The sequence below is a fragment of the Bisbaumannia pacifica genome, assembly GCF_007989625.1.
In the GTDB taxonomy this organism is placed as follows: Bacteria; Pseudomonadota; Gammaproteobacteria; order Pseudomonadales; family Halomonadaceae; genus Bisbaumannia; species Bisbaumannia pacifica.
The window spans coordinates 36677-52014 of the sequence record NZ_BJUK01000006.1; the positions used below are offsets into that span (position 1 = coordinate 36677).

At 67.0% G+C, this 15338-nt stretch carries 18 protein-coding genes; 4 read left to right on the plus strand and 14 right to left on the minus strand.

Annotation, left to right across the window (positions count from 1 at the left end):
- Positions 1–72: 72 nt before the first annotated feature.
- Positions 73–666, plus strand: a complete 594-nt coding sequence (locus HPA02_RS03605; protein ID WP_146801717.1) for an SCO family protein — start codon at positions 73–75, stop codon at positions 664–666.
- Between the two features lie 25 nt (positions 667–691).
- Here HPA02_RS03605 and HPA02_RS03610 read toward each other — a convergent pair whose 3' ends face one another.
- The 7 genes from HPA02_RS03610 to HPA02_RS03640 all read right to left on the minus strand — a co-directional run bounded on the left by HPA02_RS03610 (position 692) and on the right by HPA02_RS03640 (position 6800).
- A complete protein-coding gene (locus tag HPA02_RS03610; RefSeq protein WP_146801718.1) occupies positions 692–1744 on the minus strand; it encodes an extracellular catalytic domain type 2 short-chain-length polyhydroxyalkanoate depolymerase in 1053 nt (350 codons plus the stop codon).
- On the minus strand, positions 1734–2435 hold the full coding sequence (gene bamJ / locus HPA02_RS03615) for a BamJ family beta-barrel-assembly machinery protein (RefSeq protein ID WP_146801719.1): 702 nt from the start codon (positions 2433–2435) through the stop codon (positions 1734–1736). Before bamJ ends, HPA02_RS03610 begins: the two co-directional genes overlap by 11 nt.
- Before the next feature lie 145 nt (positions 2436–2580).
- Positions 2581–3021, minus strand: a complete 441-nt coding sequence (locus HPA02_RS03620) for a universal stress protein (protein ID WP_146801720.1) — start codon at positions 3019–3021, stop codon at positions 2581–2583.
- A gap of 24 nt (positions 3022–3045) precedes the next feature.
- On the minus strand, positions 3046–4329 hold the full coding sequence (locus tag HPA02_RS03625; RefSeq protein WP_146801721.1) for a TRAP transporter large permease: 1284 nt from the start codon (positions 4327–4329) through the stop codon (positions 3046–3048).
- A 30-nt stretch (positions 4330–4359) separates the two neighbouring features.
- Positions 4360–4938: a TRAP transporter small permease gene (locus HPA02_RS03630; protein ID WP_146801722.1), complete on the minus strand. Its 579-nt coding sequence runs from the start codon at positions 4936–4938 to the stop codon at positions 4360–4362.
- Between the two features lie 176 nt (positions 4939–5114).
- Positions 5115–6137 (minus strand): TRAP transporter substrate-binding protein, encoded by a 1023-nt coding sequence (locus HPA02_RS03635; protein ID WP_146801723.1) that lies wholly within the window; start codon positions 6135–6137, stop codon positions 5115–5117.
- Between the two features lie 90 nt (positions 6138–6227).
- Complete coding sequence (locus tag HPA02_RS03640; protein ID WP_146801724.1) at positions 6228–6800, minus strand: TIGR02444 family protein; 573 nt, start codon at positions 6798–6800, stop codon at positions 6228–6230.
- An 80-nt stretch (positions 6801–6880) separates the two neighbouring features.
- Here HPA02_RS03640 and HPA02_RS03645 point away from each other — a divergent pair, with 80 nt between their 5' ends.
- Both HPA02_RS03645 and bamE read left to right on the plus strand, forming a co-directional pair.
- Positions 6881–8827 (plus strand): ATP-binding cassette domain-containing protein, encoded by a 1947-nt coding sequence (locus HPA02_RS03645; RefSeq protein ID WP_146801725.1) that lies wholly within the window; start codon positions 6881–6883, stop codon positions 8825–8827.
- A 20-nt stretch (positions 8828–8847) separates the two neighbouring features.
- Positions 8848–9108 carry an outer membrane protein assembly factor BamE domain-containing protein gene (bamE, locus tag HPA02_RS03650; protein WP_244945848.1) on the plus strand — a complete coding sequence of 87 codons (261 nt, stop codon included), beginning with the start codon at positions 8848–8850 and terminating at the stop codon, positions 9106–9108.
- 12 nt (positions 9109–9120) lie between these two features.
- Here bamE and dtd read toward each other — a convergent pair whose 3' ends face one another.
- The 4 genes from dtd to thiD all read right to left on the minus strand — a co-directional run bounded on the left by dtd (position 9121) and on the right by thiD (position 11956).
- Positions 9121–9558 carry a D-aminoacyl-tRNA deacylase gene (dtd, locus tag HPA02_RS03655; RefSeq protein WP_146801726.1) on the minus strand — a complete coding sequence of 146 codons (438 nt, stop codon included), beginning with the start codon at positions 9556–9558 and terminating at the stop codon, positions 9121–9123.
- Positions 9559–9605: 47 nt separating this feature from the next.
- A complete protein-coding gene (locus HPA02_RS03660) occupies positions 9606–10163 on the minus strand; it encodes a chalcone isomerase family protein (protein WP_146801727.1) in 558 nt (185 codons plus the stop codon).
- A gap of 62 nt (positions 10164–10225) precedes the next feature.
- The gene (locus tag HPA02_RS03665) at positions 10226–11071 is read right to left on the minus strand and encodes a universal stress protein (RefSeq protein WP_146801728.1); all 846 of its coding nucleotides are present in this window, start codon (positions 11069–11071) and stop codon (positions 10226–10228) included.
- A gap of 72 nt (positions 11072–11143) precedes the next feature.
- Positions 11144–11956, minus strand: coding sequence for a bifunctional hydroxymethylpyrimidine kinase/phosphomethylpyrimidine kinase (gene thiD / locus HPA02_RS03670; RefSeq protein ID WP_146801729.1), 813 nt, complete (start codon positions 11954–11956; stop codon positions 11144–11146).
- Between the two features lie 59 nt (positions 11957–12015).
- Between thiD and HPA02_RS03675 the strand changes: the two genes are divergently transcribed.
- The gene (locus tag HPA02_RS03675) at positions 12016–12453 is read left to right on the plus strand and encodes a YqaA family protein (RefSeq protein WP_146801730.1); all 438 of its coding nucleotides are present in this window, start codon (positions 12016–12018) and stop codon (positions 12451–12453) included.
- Between the two features lie 12 nt (positions 12454–12465).
- Here the strand turns inward: HPA02_RS03675 and HPA02_RS03680 are convergent, their stop codons facing one another.
- The 3 genes from HPA02_RS03680 to HPA02_RS03690 all read right to left on the minus strand — a co-directional run bounded on the left by HPA02_RS03680 (position 12466) and on the right by HPA02_RS03690 (position 15334).
- Positions 12466–13869, minus strand: a complete 1404-nt coding sequence (locus HPA02_RS03680; RefSeq protein WP_186809913.1) for a TRAP transporter large permease — start codon at positions 13867–13869, stop codon at positions 12466–12468.
- Positions 13869–14429: a TRAP transporter small permease subunit gene (locus HPA02_RS03685; protein WP_146801731.1), complete on the minus strand. Its 561-nt coding sequence runs from the start codon at positions 14427–14429 to the stop codon at positions 13869–13871. The genes HPA02_RS03680 and HPA02_RS03685 overlap by 1 nt, the downstream gene beginning before the upstream one ends.
- A gap of 83 nt (positions 14430–14512) precedes the next feature.
- Positions 14513–15334 carry an endonuclease/exonuclease/phosphatase family protein gene (locus tag HPA02_RS03690; RefSeq protein WP_146801732.1) on the minus strand — a complete coding sequence of 274 codons (822 nt, stop codon included), beginning with the start codon at positions 15332–15334 and terminating at the stop codon, positions 14513–14515.
- Positions 15335–15338: the final 4 nt, after the last annotated feature.

Here is a 15338-nt window from a genome sequence, read left to right on the forward strand (position 1 = left end):
AGTGCTGATAAGCTTACCCTGATAGAGAGGCGGCCCGCGATGGTCGCGACATGAGACGACGAGGGGGAGAGGATGACGCTGACGGTTCGCTGGTTGAGCGCGGGTGTCCTGGGACTGGCGTTGCTGGCCCTGGGCGGCTGGTTCTGGCAGCAGGGACACGAAGACGATGGCGCGCCCCAGGGTGGCGAGATCGCCCTGCCTTCCACCCATGGCGACTTCGCCCTATCGTCGCTGGGCGAGGAACAGCTGGCGGCCATCTACTTCGGCTACACCTATTGCCCGGATGTCTGTCCCATGACCCTGGCGGTAGTGCGTCAGGCCCTGGGCCAACTGGCGCCGGAACTGGCCGAGCGGGTGGTGCCGGTGATGATCAGCGTCGACCCGGAGCGCGATACCCTGGCGCGACTCGAGGAGTATATGGGCTATTTCGGCGATGAATTTATCGGCGTCCGGGGCAGCGAGGCGCAGCTGGCGGAGGTCGCCGAGCGCTATGGGATCTTCTGGCGTCGGGTCGAGATGGAAGCGTCCGCCATGGGCTATACCGTGGATCACGGCGCCTCGCTCTATCTGGTCGACCGAGAAGGGGAGATTCGCCGGCGGGTGCTCTATTCATCGACTCCCCACGCCCTGATCGAGGCGTTGCGCCAGGAGCTGGGCGAGGGGTAGGTCGGATAAATGCCACCGGGCGACGCTACTCGCTCGCCTCGGGTGGACTGAGCAGGCGTTCCACCATGGCATCCAGGGCCCGCAGCTGGCGGCCATCGCGGCTGTCATGGTCGGGGCGGGGACGCCAGCTGTTTTCGTCGTAGCCCCACCAGTCCCAGCAGCCCTGGGGGTTACCCAGGCTGGGCGAGACCTGGGGGTAAAGCACGGCCAGACGGTATGCCTCGGCCCAGGCATTGAGGCCGGAGTGGCGGGCGAAGGCATCGCCGACCTGCTCGGTGGCCATGCCACAGCCATGCAGGGCCACCACCAGGCCGCAGGCCTCGCCATCGGCGCATGCCGCCGGCAGATAGAGATAGCCGCTCTCACCCAACTGGCGTGCCCCGCTGTCGACCTCCTGAGAGAAACGCGAGAGTTCTCCCGAGGGGGCGGCCGGGGGGGACTCGGCCTCGCCATAGAGCCAGGCCAGGGCCTCGCCGGGGCCGTCGTAGCCGCAGTCCAGCAGGTAGGGGCTGCCCCCCGCCGCACAATCCACCAGGGGCGCCTCTTGGGCGACGCGCTCGCCGGCCACCGGCCAGCCATGGCCGGCCCCCGGCGTGACGACCCGGCGCAGCTGGGCGTCGGCATCCGCCAGCCAGTCACGATACTGCTCGACGAGCCGCTCCCCCACGGCGGGGAGCACGGTGCCATCTTGCTCGCCATGCCAGAGGAAGACCCGCTGACGGGCCAGCGCCTCGGGGGGGCCGACTCGGCCCTCGGCCAAATAGGCGGCGTGGCGGGCCGCCAGCTCGCTCGGCTCGGGGAGCCCCCGGTGGGTGAGCATGCACCGACCCAGGGCCTGGCCGAGGCTACCCTGGGCGCAGCCCCAGGGGCCGGCGGCGAACACCCCCAGCCGGGAATAGCGCGCCGGGTAGGCCACGGCCAGTTGGGTGGCCATATAGCCCCCGGAGGAGACGCCCAGCACGGCCAGGCGTTCGCCGTCCAGGCCTAGTGCTGGTAGCGGCGGAGGCGCTGCCTCCTCGGCGAGGGCGGCACCGCCGAGGAGCAGCGCCGCCACACCGAGGATGCCCTTACTCGGCATCGGCCTCGTCATCGACGCCCAGCAGCTCCACCTTGAAGGTCAGGGTCTCGTAGGGACCGATGGGGCCGCCGGTGCCGGCCTCGCCATAGGCCAGGTCGTAGGGCAGGTAGAGCATCCAGGTGTCGCCCTCGCTCATCAGCTGCAGGGCCTCCTGCCAACCCTCGATCACCTGATCGACGCGGAAGCTGATCGGCTCGCCGCGCTCATAGGAGCTGTCGAAGACGCTGCCATCCAGCAGGGTGCCCTCATAGTGCACCTCGACCTGGGACTCGGGACCCGGGGAGGGACCCTCGCCGGACTCGATGACCTTGTACTGCAGGCCGGAGTCGGTCACCACCACGCCCTCGGCGTCGGCGTTCTCGGCGAGGAAGGCCTCGCCGGCTTCGCGGGCCGACTCGGCCTGGCGCTCGGCCTCGGCCTGGCGCTCGGCCATTGCCTGCTGCTGGAACTGCATCAGCGTCTCGGCCATCTGCTCCTCGCTCAGGGCCAGTTCCGCGTCGGCGTAGACATCGCGAATGGCCTGGGTGAAGGCTTCGATATCCAGGTCGTCCACGTCCTGAACCAGGCTCTGCCCCAGGGTCACGCCCAGGCTGTAACCGAGCCGGGCCTCGTCGCTTTCCAGGTCGGCCAGGGCGAAGGGCGCGGCACACAGCAGCGAGCCCAGGGTGGCGGCGCGAACCAGTGTCTTCATGCAGTATCCTCGATCGATGGGGTCATAAAACACCCCTCGGACTCTATCAGGAGTGGCCGGGTTCCGCACCCGCCTACCCCGGGTACAAAAAGACAGCGGGCCGGGGAGTGCCCGGCCCGCTGCTAGGGTCGCGACGGGGGTGGCGTCAGACCACCAGGGTGGGGCACTTGGCCATGCTGGCCACCCGCTGGGAGACGCTGCCCAGCAAGTACGAGGTCTTGTCGCCATTGGTGCCCTGGGAGCCGATCACGATCAGGTCGATATCGCGCTTGCGGGCGAAGCGCACGATGGTATTGGAGGGGCGGCCTCCCTTGACGAAGGCGCGTACCTTGGTGGCCCCCCGCTCCAGGGCATCGTGCTTGGCCTGGACGGCGATCTCGGTGGCGTACTCCTTGAGGGCATCGTCGGGGATATCCAGCTTGCTGGGACGCACCATGGACAGTGACGCCTCCAGCAGGCTGTGATGCTTGAAGACGCAGAGGATATAGAGCTCCGCATCGGTGAGCTTGGCCAGCTCCACGGCCTTCTCCAGGGCCTTGAGGGCCCCCTTGGAGCCGTCCACCGGCAGCAGGATCTTGTGAAACATCGTCGTCTCCTCCATGAGCCAGGATCAGCTGAAGGCCAGGTCCCGGAGGAACAGGGCGATCTGCGGGAAGATGATCAGCAGCGCCGCCGCCGCCACCAGCATGAAGACGAAGGGCGGGGTGCCCTTGATCACGTCCAGGTAGGGGCGTTTGAAGATGGCGATGGCGGTGAAGATATCGCAGCCGAAGGGTGGCGTCGCCGAGCCGATGGCCACCTGCAGGGTGATCAGGATCCCCACCAGCACCGGGTCGAGGCCGGTGGCCTCGATGGCCGGGGCGAAGATCGGCGTCAGGACCAGGATCACCACGATAGGATCGACGAACATGCAGGCCACGAAGAAGGCCACGCAGATGGCGATCAACACCCCGGTGGGGCCCGCCTCGTTGATGCCCACCGCCTCGAGGATGGCCTGGGGGATCTGGGCGAAGGAGATGATCCAGGAGAAGCCGTTACCGACCCCGACCAGGATAAAGACCACGGCGGTAATCAGGCCGGTGGATTTGGCGATGGCGTAGATGTCCGCCATCTTCAGGGAGCGGAAGATCACGAACTCCAGCAAGACCGCATAGAGCACGCAGGCCGCGGCGGCCTCCGTGGGGCTGAAGATGCCGCCATAGATGCCGCCGACGATGATCACCGGGAAGCCGAGGGGCCATAGCGCCCCTTGCACCGCCTGGGCGCGCTCCTTCCAGCTGCTCCTGGGCTCGGTGGGCACCTTGTTGATATAGGCGTAGGCGATGCAGTAGACGGAGAACATCAACAGGATCAGCAGCCCCGGGCCGATGCCGGCGATAAAGAGCTCACCGATGGAGGTACCGGAGATGACGCCATAGATGATCATGCCGATGCTCGGCGGGATCAGGAAGGCGATATCGCTGGCGTTGATGATCAGCGCCAGGGTGAAGGAGTCGGAGTAGCCCGCCTTGAGCATGCGCGGACGTAGCGGCGAGCCCACCGCCACCACCGTCGCCTGGGTGGAGCCGGAGACGGCCCCGAAGAGGGTACAGGAGGCCGCGGTGGAGACCGCCAGGCCGCCCTTCACGTGACCGATGAACGACATCACCATATTGATCAGTCGTTCGGCGGATTGGCCCCGCGTCATGATGTCGGCGGCCAGGATAAACATGGGAACCGCGATCAGCGAAGCGGGACGGATGCCCGCCATGATCTGCTGAATCAGCGTATCCATCTGGCCGAGGCCGTTGAACATCATGAAGAAGCCGATGACTGCCGCCGTGATCAGCGGAATCATCATCGGAAAGCCCAGCAACAGCAGGGCGATCATGGTGACTACCATTATTGTCGTCATCGTATATTCCCCTGGGAGACTCGCCCGGTATCAGACTTCCGTTTCCGTATCCTTGTATCCATCCACCACGCCCGTCGAAAGGTAGACGTCCCGGGAGACCAGGTTCTTGATGGCGGTCAGCAGGTACTGGATGCCCGTGATCAAGAAACCCAGGGGGACCCAGACATAGATGATCCAGATCGGGAAGCCTAGGGCCGGCAAGACCCGCCCCTTGGACTGCAGGTCGAGGATATAGATGATGGAGTAGTAGCAGAGGAAGAACATCACCAGGGAGGTAAAGGTGGCGATGGTTATCATCAGTGCCTTGCGCCCACCCACCGGCAGGGCATCGTAGATGGCCGACATGCGAATATGACGACCGTGGCGAGCCGCGTAGCCGATACCGGCGAAGGTGATCATGATGATCAGGATGCGATTGATCTCGCCGGTAAAGAAGATGCTGTCACCCAGCACGAAGCGGGCGATCACATTGGCGATGGTGTTGATGGCCATCAACAGCACCCCCAGGGCCAGGATGACCGCCTCCACCTTGCTGATAAAGGTGTCGATGGTTCCCAGGAAGCCCGGCAGGCCGGAGCGATAATTCTTTTCGGACTCTTCTTCGGTCATAAGACATTCCTTTCAGCATGCGTCCCTGGGCAGGCACCCACTCTAGTCGTCACCATAGGCCTGATAGGCTGGCTGGGATCGCCGCAAGGTCAACGCTGCTTGCACGTTATGCCACCCAATAAACAGGGGTGACCCTCCCGGGCCACCCCTGTCTCGTGCGCATGACGTTCGACGGCTTACTCGTCGTCGGAGGTCACGGCCTCCAGGTCGGCCTTGAACTGGTTGAGCAGTTCCTCGCCACGCTCACCGGTCATCTCCAGGAAGGCTTCTTCCACCTGCGGCGCCCGCTCGCGGAAGGCCTGGATCTGCTCCTCGGTCAGGCGCGTCACGGTGACCTCGTCGGAGGCTTCCCGAATCAGCGCCAGCGACTCTTCGGAGAGCCCCTGGATGTGCTCGATAGTCACGTCATAGGCGTGATCGGCGGCACTGCGTACCAGTTGCTGGTCTTCCTCGGAGAGCCCCTCATAGAAGTCCTGGTTGGCCATCATGGCGGTGGTGAACCAGCCGTGGCCGGTGAAGATCAGGTTGGGAGAAACCTCGTAGAGGCCGCCGGACTCGATCCAGAAGATGGGATTCTCCTGGCCATCGATGATGCCGGTCTGCAGGCCGCCGTAGACCTCGCCCCAGGGCAGCGGGGTGGGAGTCGCCCCGAAGGCGTTGTAGGTCTCGGAGAGCAGTGGGTTGGTCATCACCCGGATCTTCTTGTTCTGGAAGCCCTCGGGAGAGGTGATCGGCTCGTCGGCGGTGACCACCATCTCGCCTTCCGGGTACATCTGCAGCAGTTCCAGGCCCTGTTCGGCGTAGAGTTCCGGGAACATCTCGTTGATGGCCACGCTCTCGTCGAAGAATTCGAGGACCGTCTCTTCGTCGGTGGGCAGCAGGTAGGGCACGAAGAAGATCTGCGCCTCGGGAATCAGTGCGCCGGTAAAGCCGGGGGACTGATTGACGAACTGCAGGATGCCGTTCTGGGTCTGCTCCATGATGTCATCGGATTCGCCCAGCTCACCGAAGCGATAGATCTGCAGGGTGTGGTCGGAGTTCTCTTCGATATACTCCTTGAAGGCGACGGCGAAGACGTCCTGAACATCGCCCTCGAACTCCTCGTGAGCATAGCGCCAGTTGGCCGAGTAGGCCGTGGCGGACATACCCAGCAGGAGGGCGCCAACACTGGCGGAAGTAAGCAGTTTGCTAGCCTTCATTCTTGTTCCCCTTGGCAGTTTCAGGCCGGTCACTCGGCCATGATGAGCAGATGAAATGTTGACAAATCAAGACGCTCCACTTACTTGAGGCTAGCCGTCGGCGGATAGAGGGTCAAGTTGGGTTTCGAGGGTTTGCAGCGCCGAGACTTGCATTTTTTTCTGCAACAGACCGGCCCGAACCAGGCGTTCGTCGAGGGGAAGATCATCCTCTGTCAGGGGGCGAATGGCATGTCCCACGGTGGCCAGATCGGCCAGCCGGCGTAGGCACTCTCGCTCGGCTAGTAGCTCCGCTCGCTTGAGGGTGTCGCGCAGCTCGGCGACTCGCGGGTCGGTAAGGGCTAACTGTTTGAGGCCGCGGCGCTGTGCTCGCAGCGGCCGGGTGATCTCGGCCTGCCAGGCGCGTATCGGGGCCAGGTGGCGGGGGGCGTCTTCGTCCGGGGTCAGCCCGTGGCGCTGTAGCCAGCAGGCCCAGAGCAGCTCGCAGACGTCGACCATGGTCTGATCCTGCAGCGTCAGGCAGACGGACGCCACGCCGGGGCGGGCATAGAGGTCGAGGGCCTGGTCCCAGAGCGCGATCGCCCAGGGTGCGGCCCGCGCGGTGGTGCCATGGCGAGCCAGCCAGGCCCGCAAATGCCGGCGCAATTGGGTAGAATGCATGCTCATCGAAGGCCGTTCCTCCGCTGCCGCCCCGGGCGGCGGTGGCGAGGGACGACGCCCCCGCCATTCCCGTTATCGGAGCCGGCATGATCGCATTCCGCCAACTCGCCCTGCAACGCGGCACTCAACCCCTGATCGAAGACGCCGACCTGACCCTGCACGCCGGCCACAAGGCCGGCATCGTGGGGCCCAACGGGGCCGGCAAGTCGAGCCTGTTCAAGCTCCTGCTCGGCGAGTTGGCTCCAGACAAGGGGGACGTCGAACTGGCCGGCGGGGTGCGCATCGCCCATATGGCCCAGGAAGTGGAAGCCCTGGAGCGCCCCATCGTCGACTATGTGCTGGATGGCGATCGGGCCCTGCGGGATACCGAAGCGGCCCTGGCCGCCGCCCAGGTGGCGGGGGAGGCCCACCGGGAGGCCGAGCTGCATGGCCAAATCGAGGCCCTGGACGGCTACAGCGCCCCGGCCCGGGCCGCCCAGCTACTGGTCGGGCTGGGCTTCGCCCAGGCCGATCTGTCGCGTCCCCTGGCGGATTTCTCCGGCGGCTGGCGGATGCGCGTCAACCTGGCCCGCACCCTCTTTATGCCTTCCGACCTGCTGCTGCTGGACGAGCCCACCAACCACCTGGATCTGGACGCCCTGCTGTGGCTCGAGCAGTGGTTGACCCGTTACCCGGGAACCCTGTTGCTGATCTCCCACGATCGCGACTTCCTGGACGCGGTCTGTGACCATATCGTGCATTTCGATCGGCGCCGCCTGGTGCTCTACCGCGGCAACTACACCGCCTTCGAGCGCAGCCGCGCCGAGAAGCTCGCCCAGCAGCAGGCCGAGGCCGCCAAGCAGCAGGCCCGTCGCGCGGAGATCGAAGGCTTCGTGGCACGCTTCCGGGCCAAGGCCACCAAGGCGCGCCAGGCCCAGAGTCGGCTGAAGATGCTCGAGCGCATGGAAACCATCGCCGTGGCCCATGTGGACTCCCCCTTCCACTTCACCCTGCCCGCCGCCGAGAAGACCTCGCATCCCCTGCTGGTGCTGGACGAGGCGCGTCTGGGCTACCGTGGCGACGCGGGCGAGACGGTGCAGCTGGACGAGGTCAAGCTGAGCCTGCAGCCGGGGCAGCGTATCGGCCTGCTGGGCCCCAACGGTGCCGGCAAGTCGACCCTGATCAAGTCGCTGACCGGCGAGCTGTCGCTGCTGGGCGGCAAGCGCATCGAGGGCGAGCACCTGGCGGTGGGCTATTTCGCCCAGCATCAGTTGGAGGGGCTGGACCTCTCCGCGTCGCCCTTCCTGCATGTGCAGCGCCTCTCGCCCCGGGCCAGCGATCAGGAGATCCGCAACTTCCTGGGCGGCTTCGGCTTCCAGGGCGACGATGCCTTCGCCGAGGTGGCCAACTTCTCCGGCGGCGAGAAGGCGCGCCTGGCCCTGGCCCTGGTCGCCTGGTTGCGTCCCAACCTGCTGCTGCTGGACGAGCCCACCAACCACCTGGACCTGGAGATGCGCGAGGCCCTCACCGAGGCCCTGGCCGGCTTCGAGGGGGCGGTGATCCTGGTCTCCCACGATCGCCACCTACTGCGTGCCACCGTGGACGAATTCTGGCGAGTGGCCGATCATCGCCTCGAGCCCTTCGACGGCGACCTGGAGGACTATCGCGCCTGGCTCAAGGTGCGCCTGGAGGGCGAGCGCCGCGAGGCGCGGGCCGAGAAGGGCGAGCGTCAGGCGGAGGCCGCCGTGCCCAAAGAGGATCGCAAGGCGGCGCGTCGCGCCGCGGCAGAACTGCGCGAGAAGCTGCGCCCGCTGAAGCGTCAGCGGGACAAGGCGGAGCAGGCCATGGAGAAGACCCAGGCCGCCCTGAGTGAGGTGGAGGAACGTCTGGCGGATGCCGCGCTCTATACGGAGGCGAGTCGTAAGGCGGAGCTCACCGAGTTGCTGGGTCGCCAGGGCGAGCTCAAGTCGCGCCTCGAGGCGCTGGAGGCGGAGTGGTTGGCCGCCGAGGAGGCCCTGGAGGCGATGCAAGCCGAGCTGCTGGCGGCGGAATAACGAGTCCCGAGGAGGCCCCCATGATCCTGCGATCCGTACCGGTCGCGCTGCTGTTGGTCGGCCTGGTCGGCTGCGCCAACCCGCGGCTGACCCTGGATAACTACCAGCGCCTGGAGGTCGGCATGAGCCGGGCCCAGGTGGAGGCGATCCTCGGCTCGCCCAGGGAGTGCCACGGGGCCCTGATGGTGGACCTGTGTACCTGGGGGGCGGGCTCGCGTGCCATTCATGCCCAGTTCCTGGGCGGCGAGGCGCTGGCCTTCCAGTATCAGGGGCTCAAGTGAGAGCGCCCCGGCTCAGCTTTCCAGCAGGAAGGTCACCGGGCCGTCGTTGATCAGCTCCACCTGCATATCGGCCCCGAACTCGCCGGTGGCGACCTTCGGCCAGGCGGCCCGCGCCCGGGTTACCAGGTGGTCGAACAGCGCTTCGCCCTCGGCGGGGGGCGCGGCGCTGGAGAAGCTGGGGCGCAGTCCCTTGCGGGTATCCGCCGCCAGGGTGAACTGGGAGACCAGCAGCAGGCCGCCCTCCACCTGCCGCAGGTCGCGGTTCATCTTGCCGGCCTCATCCGAGAACACCCGGTAGTGCAGCAGCTTGTGCAGCAGCTTGTCGGCACGCGCCTGGTCGTCGCCCTTTTCCACCCCGACCAGGGCCAGCAGGCCCTGGTCGATGGCGCCCACCTCCTGACCCGCCACCACGACTCGGGCGTGGCGGACTCGCTGAATCAAGGCTCGCATCGTCTCTCCTCCTGAGTGCCGGCGCAGGAGGGTAGCATGCGCCGCCATCAGCGGCCCAGCAGGGCGTCGCGGAAGTCGTCGCGCAGCGGCCGGGGCCCCAGCCAGATGCCGAAGAGGGCCCTGGCCAGTTGTGGGTCATCCCCTTCGTAGAGCAGTTCGTCGTTGAGGCGCAGCCGCAGGCGCTCTCCGGCCCAGGTCAGGGCATAGCGGTCGCCGGGCGTCACATCCCGGTAACGGCGGTTGAAGGCCTCGAGCCCTGCCTCCAGGGCCGCATATTCAGCCTCGCCCAGGGCCTGGCGAAGGCTCTCCCGGGTCGCCTCGGCGAAATCTTCGGCGTCGATGGCATAAAAGTAGGCCAGCTCCAGGTGACGGGGGATCCGCGCCTGGGGCGCCGGGTTGGGATTGCCGTCGCCCTGATAGTAGGCGCCGGCATAGGCGTCCCAGATCATGTAACGGAAGAGTCCACTGCCCAGGCGTCGCCAGCGCTGACCATCGGCCTCGAAGCTTGCCTCGAAGCGGGCGCCGTTGATATCCACGGGGCTGGCCTGGGCGGGCCCCAGGACGATGCCGAGCAGTATCGGTAGGAGAAATAGCGAGCGGATCATCCAGGGCTCCTCGAGGGGTATTTCCCTGTACAGACACGCATGCTGTGTAGGAGTTCTGTCTACTACCAGGCGCGACAGACCATGATGTCGCAGTGGGGTTCGGCGAGCAGCCGGGCGGTCAGGCGGCTCTGTTGGCGGCGCTGGCCGCGATAGCTCAGCGCCAGCAGGTCCGGGGGCTGACGGCGCAGCCGGGTCAGCAGCACCTCCAGGGGGTCACCCTGCTCCAGCTCCAGGCGCAGTTCCGGCACCGCCTCCACCTCGCCCATCAGGCGGTCCACCTCCCCCTCCAGTTGTTCGCGCAGGCGGGCCAACTCGCCGTCGCGCCAGCGGGCGAAGTCGCCGCTGGAGCCCAGCTCCCGTTCGCCGGGGATGTCCCAGGCGTGCAGCAGGGTCAGCCGTGCCTCGGGGAAGCGCTTGAGGGTCTCGCGCAGGGTATGGCGGCAGGTCAGCGAGAAGTCCACGGGGACCAGGATATCTCGCCATTCCTGGGTGACCGGGTGGATGGCGGAGATCACCGGGCAGGGGGCGCCACGGATCACCCGCGCCAGGGTGGTGCCGGCCACCAGCTCCGGTTCGCCGCGCTTGCGGTGCCCGCCGAGGAGGATCAGGTCGGCCTGGCGCTCGTGGGCCTCGCGAATGATCTCCTCGAAGGGGGCGCCGGCCACGGTCTGCAGCAGCGCCTGGGGGGCGGGCAGCGCATAGTCCTCGCGGATATCGGTCAGCAGGCGCTCCATCTCCGCCACCACCGCTTGCTCCAGGTCATGGAGTGCCTGGCGCGGCAGGTGAGGATCGAGCACATGCAGGGCATCGAGGCGGGTTCCGCTGTCCACCGCCAGTTGGATGGCGCGGCCGAAGGCGGCGCGATTCTCCGCCGACAGGTCACAGGCGAACAGCAGGGTGCGAGTCATGGTCTCTCCCTCCCTCGAATGATGGCGATGCCCCACCTCAGGATGGTGGCTTACCCGCTCCCCCGCAAGGCGTTACCACCAGGCATGGAAGTGATGCACCGGCCCCTGGCCTCGGCCCACGCCCAGGCGGTGACTCTCGGCCAGGGCCGCCTCCAGCCAGGCCTTGGCCTCGGTCACCGCCGCCAGGGGGGCGTCGCGGTGGGCCAGGCAGGCGGCGATGGCCGAGGAGAGCGAGCAGCCGGTGCCGTGCAAGTTGCCGGTGGCGATGCGCGGGCCGTCGAGCCACTGGGCGCCCTGCTCGTCCACCAGCAGGTCGGGACAGCGCTCGCCACGCAGGTGGCCGCCCTTGAGCAGGACCCGGGGGGCGCCCAGGGCCTGCAGGTGCGGCAGCAGCGCCTCCATGGCATCGGCATCATCGGGGGCGACGGTGTCGAGCAGCACCGCCGCCTCCGGCAGGTTGGGGGTGATCAGATCGGCCAGCGGCACCAGCAGCTCGCGCACGGCGCGGATGCCGGCGTCATCCACCAGCACATCGCCGCTCTTGGCCACCATCACCGGATCCAGCACGACCCAGCGCGGACGCCGCTTGGTCAGGGCCTCGCGGATCACTTCGGCCACCTCGCGGCTGGCGACCATGCCGATCTTCACGGCATCGATGGCGATATCGTCGAGCAGGGTCTCCAACTGGGCGGCGATAAAGTCCGCCGGCACCGGGTGGACCCCGGTCACCCCCTGGGTGTTCTGGGCGGTCAGGGCGGTGATCACGCTGGTACCATAGGCGCCCAGCGCCGAAAAGGTCTTGAGGTCGGCCTGGATGCCGGCGCCGCCGCTGGGATCGGAGCCGGCGATGGTCAGCAGCTTGGGAATCGGGGGAGTGTGAGTCATGAAGAGGTCTTGTCGTTGATGTCGCCGCCTAGCCTACTGCAAGGTGGTGGGGGCTCGCCATGCTGAGTCTCTTTGTAGTAGCCCTGGTCAGTGCCACTCTGCTACCCGGTGGCTCCGAGCTGTGGCTGGCCCGGCTCTGGTGCCAGGGCGAGTCGGCGGCGCTGCTCTGGGCGGTCGCCAGCGCCGGCAACACCCTGGGCAGCCTGATCAACGTCTGGCTGGGACGCTATGCGCGGCGTTTCCAGGACCGGCGCTGGTTTCCCGCCTCTCGGACGGGACTGGTCCGGGCCGAGCGCTGGTATTACCGCTTCGGCGAGTGGAGCCTGCTGCTTTCCTGGGCACCGCTGATCGGCGACCCCCTGACGGTACTGGCCGGGGTCTTCCGGCTGCCCTGGTGGCGGGCCATCCTGCTGATCGGCCTGGCCAAGGGGGCCCGCTATGCGCTGGTGCTGTTGCTGGCCCGGCAGTGGCTGGCGCCGCTGTGTGGCGGCGCCTGACGCCTGTCGGGATCAGAGCTGCGCGGGCAGCCAGGTGGCCAGCTCGGGGAAGGCGGCCAGGGCCAGCAGCATGCTCAACTGCAGCAGGATAAAGGGAATCACCCCGCGGTAGATGGCCGAGGTGGGCACGCTCTCCGGCGTCACCCCGCGCAGGTAGAAGAGCGCGAAGCCGAAGGGCGGGGTGAGGAAGGAGGTCTGCAGGTTGATGGCGATCATCACCCCTAGCCAGACGGGGTCGATGCCCATGGCCAGCAGTACCGGGCCGACGATGGGCACCACCACGAAGGTGATCTCGATAAAGTCGAGGATAAAGCCCAGCAGGAACATCACCAGCATCACGATCAGCATGGCCCCCACCACGCCACCGGGCATCGACTCGAACAGCTCGGTGACCAGGGCCTCGCCGCCATAGGCGCGGAACACCAGGGAGAAGAGGGTGGCGCCGATCAGGATCAGGAACACCATGCTGGTGACCTGGGTGGTGGTGCGGGTCACCTCCTGGAGCATGGCGAGGCTCACCCGCCCCTTGACCAGGGCCAGCACCAGGGCGCCGAAGGCGCCCACCGCCGAGGCCTCGGTGGGCGTGGCGAAACCGCCGAGGATCGAGCCCAGCACGGCGACGATCAGCACCACCGGTGGCACCAGTCCCTTGAGCAGCAGCGGCCAGACGCTGCCTCGATGCCCCAGCTCCTGCATCAGCGCCTGGCGATCGACGGGCGGAGCCAGCCTTGGCCTGAGCCAGGCGGTGAGAATGACGTAGACGATATAGGCCAGCACCAGGATCAAGCCGGGGATCAGGGCGCCGACGAAGAGGTCGCCCACCGAGACCGTCCTGGGACTCCACACCCCCATGGCCAGTTGCGCCTGCTGATAGGCGTTGGAGAGCACGTCGCCGAGCAGCACCAGGGCGATGGAGGGCGGAATGATCTGCCCCAGGGTGCCGGTGGCGCAGATGGTGCCGGTGGCCAGCGCCGGGGAATAGCCGCGCTTGAGCATGGTGGGCAGCGATAGCAGGCCCATGGTGACCACGGTGGCGCCGACGATGCCGGTGGAGGCGGCCAGCAGCATGCCGACCAGGATCACCGCGATGCCCAGGCCGCCCCGCAGGCTGCCGAAGGCCAGGGTCATGGCGTCGAGCAGCGTCTCGGCGACCCGCGATTTCTCCAGCAGCACCCCCATCAGCACGAAGAGCGGCACCGCCAGCAGGGTCTGGTTGGTCATGATGCCGTAGACCCGGTTGGGCATGGCGGAGAGGAAGTTGGCCTCGAAGTGAAGGGCCACGCCCAGGGCCTCCAGGCCCATCCCCAGGCCGGCGAAGGCCAGGGCGGTGCCGGCCAGCGACAGGGCCACCGGATAGCCCAGCATCAGCACGACACAGATGGTGGCAAACAGAAAGAACGGCATATAGTCGAGCACTAGAGCACCTCCTCGTGCTCGGGTTCCGGGGCCGCCAGGCGCCCGCGCAGGATCAGTACCTGACGGATCGACAGGGCGATGCCCTGAATCAGCAGCAGCAGACTCATCAGGGGAATCAGGGACTTGAGCAGGTAGATCACCGGCAGGTTGGCGTCCGAGGAGCGCTCCAGGATGGCCCAACTGCTGGCGACGTACGCGAGGCTGCCCAGGCCGATAAACAGCACCACCGGGAGCAGCAGGAAGAGGGTGCCGGCCAGGTCGATCCAGGCGCGGCCCTTGGCGGAGAGGCGGCGATAGAAGATGTCCACCCGCACATGGCCGTCATGCCGGAGGGTGTAGGCGGCCCCCAGCATAAAGACGACGGCGTGCATATACATCACCGATTCCTGCATCGCCATGCTGTGGATGCCCAGGGCGTAGCGCATTACCACCAGCGCGAACTGCACCAGCATCATCGCCAGGGTCAGCCAGGCGATGGCCCGGCCGAGGGTCTCGATAACGCCCTCGATCCGCCTGAGCAGCGCCGGTTCTTGGCCCGTCGCGTTGCGAGTCGTGGTCATGGAAGAGTCTCGTCAATTGTCCAGCAGAGGCGGCATCATCGCCGATTCGATGCCGTTCGTCATCCACTGGCCCCGACGAGGTATCAGGACTGGAGGGTGCGCCTGTGGGGGTAGAGGGCCCGCTGACAGGCCGCGGGCAGGTGGATGTCCACCGCCACCGGCAGATGATCCGAGAAGAGATGATCCAGGACGCGCACCTCATCGGCCACCAGGGAATCGGATAGCAGGATATGGTCCAGGGCCCGTCGAGGCTGCCAGGAGGGATAGCTGAGCAGCGGCTTGACCGGGTGCAGGGGCAGGGCCGCACAGAAATCGGAGTGGGCGTGGAGCTGGTCCGGCGTGCAGTTGAGGTCTCCCATCACCACCACATGGCGTAGCGGCATGATCAGTTCGCTGAGGTAGTCGAGCTGACGCTTGCGGCCGCGGTGGCTCAGGGCCAGATGAGCGACGAAGAGATGCAGGGCATCGGGGCCCTCGCCGAAGCGGGCGTGAATGGCGCCGCGGCCGGGCAGGGTGCCGGGCAGGCGGTGTTCCTCGACATGCGCCGGCGGCAGCCGCGACAAGAGGCCATTGCTGTGCTGAGCGAAGCGCCCCAGGTTGCGATTGAGCTGTTGAAAATGGTGGGGAAAGCCGGCGCGGCCGGCCAGGTACTCCACCTGATTGATATGGTTGGAGCGGAAGCTGCCGCCGTCGACCTCCTGGAGGCCGACGATATCGAATTGCCCCAGGACCTTGCCGACCATGTCCAGGCGGCCGCGGCGCTTGGGGTGGGGCAGCAGGTGCTGCCAGCTGCGGGTCAGGTAGTGGTGGTAGGCCGAGGTGTGAATCCCCACCTGCAGGTTGAAGGTGAGCAGGCGCAGGTGGCCCGACTCAGGCAGCGGGTGGAAGACCTCGGCCCGGGCCATGGGC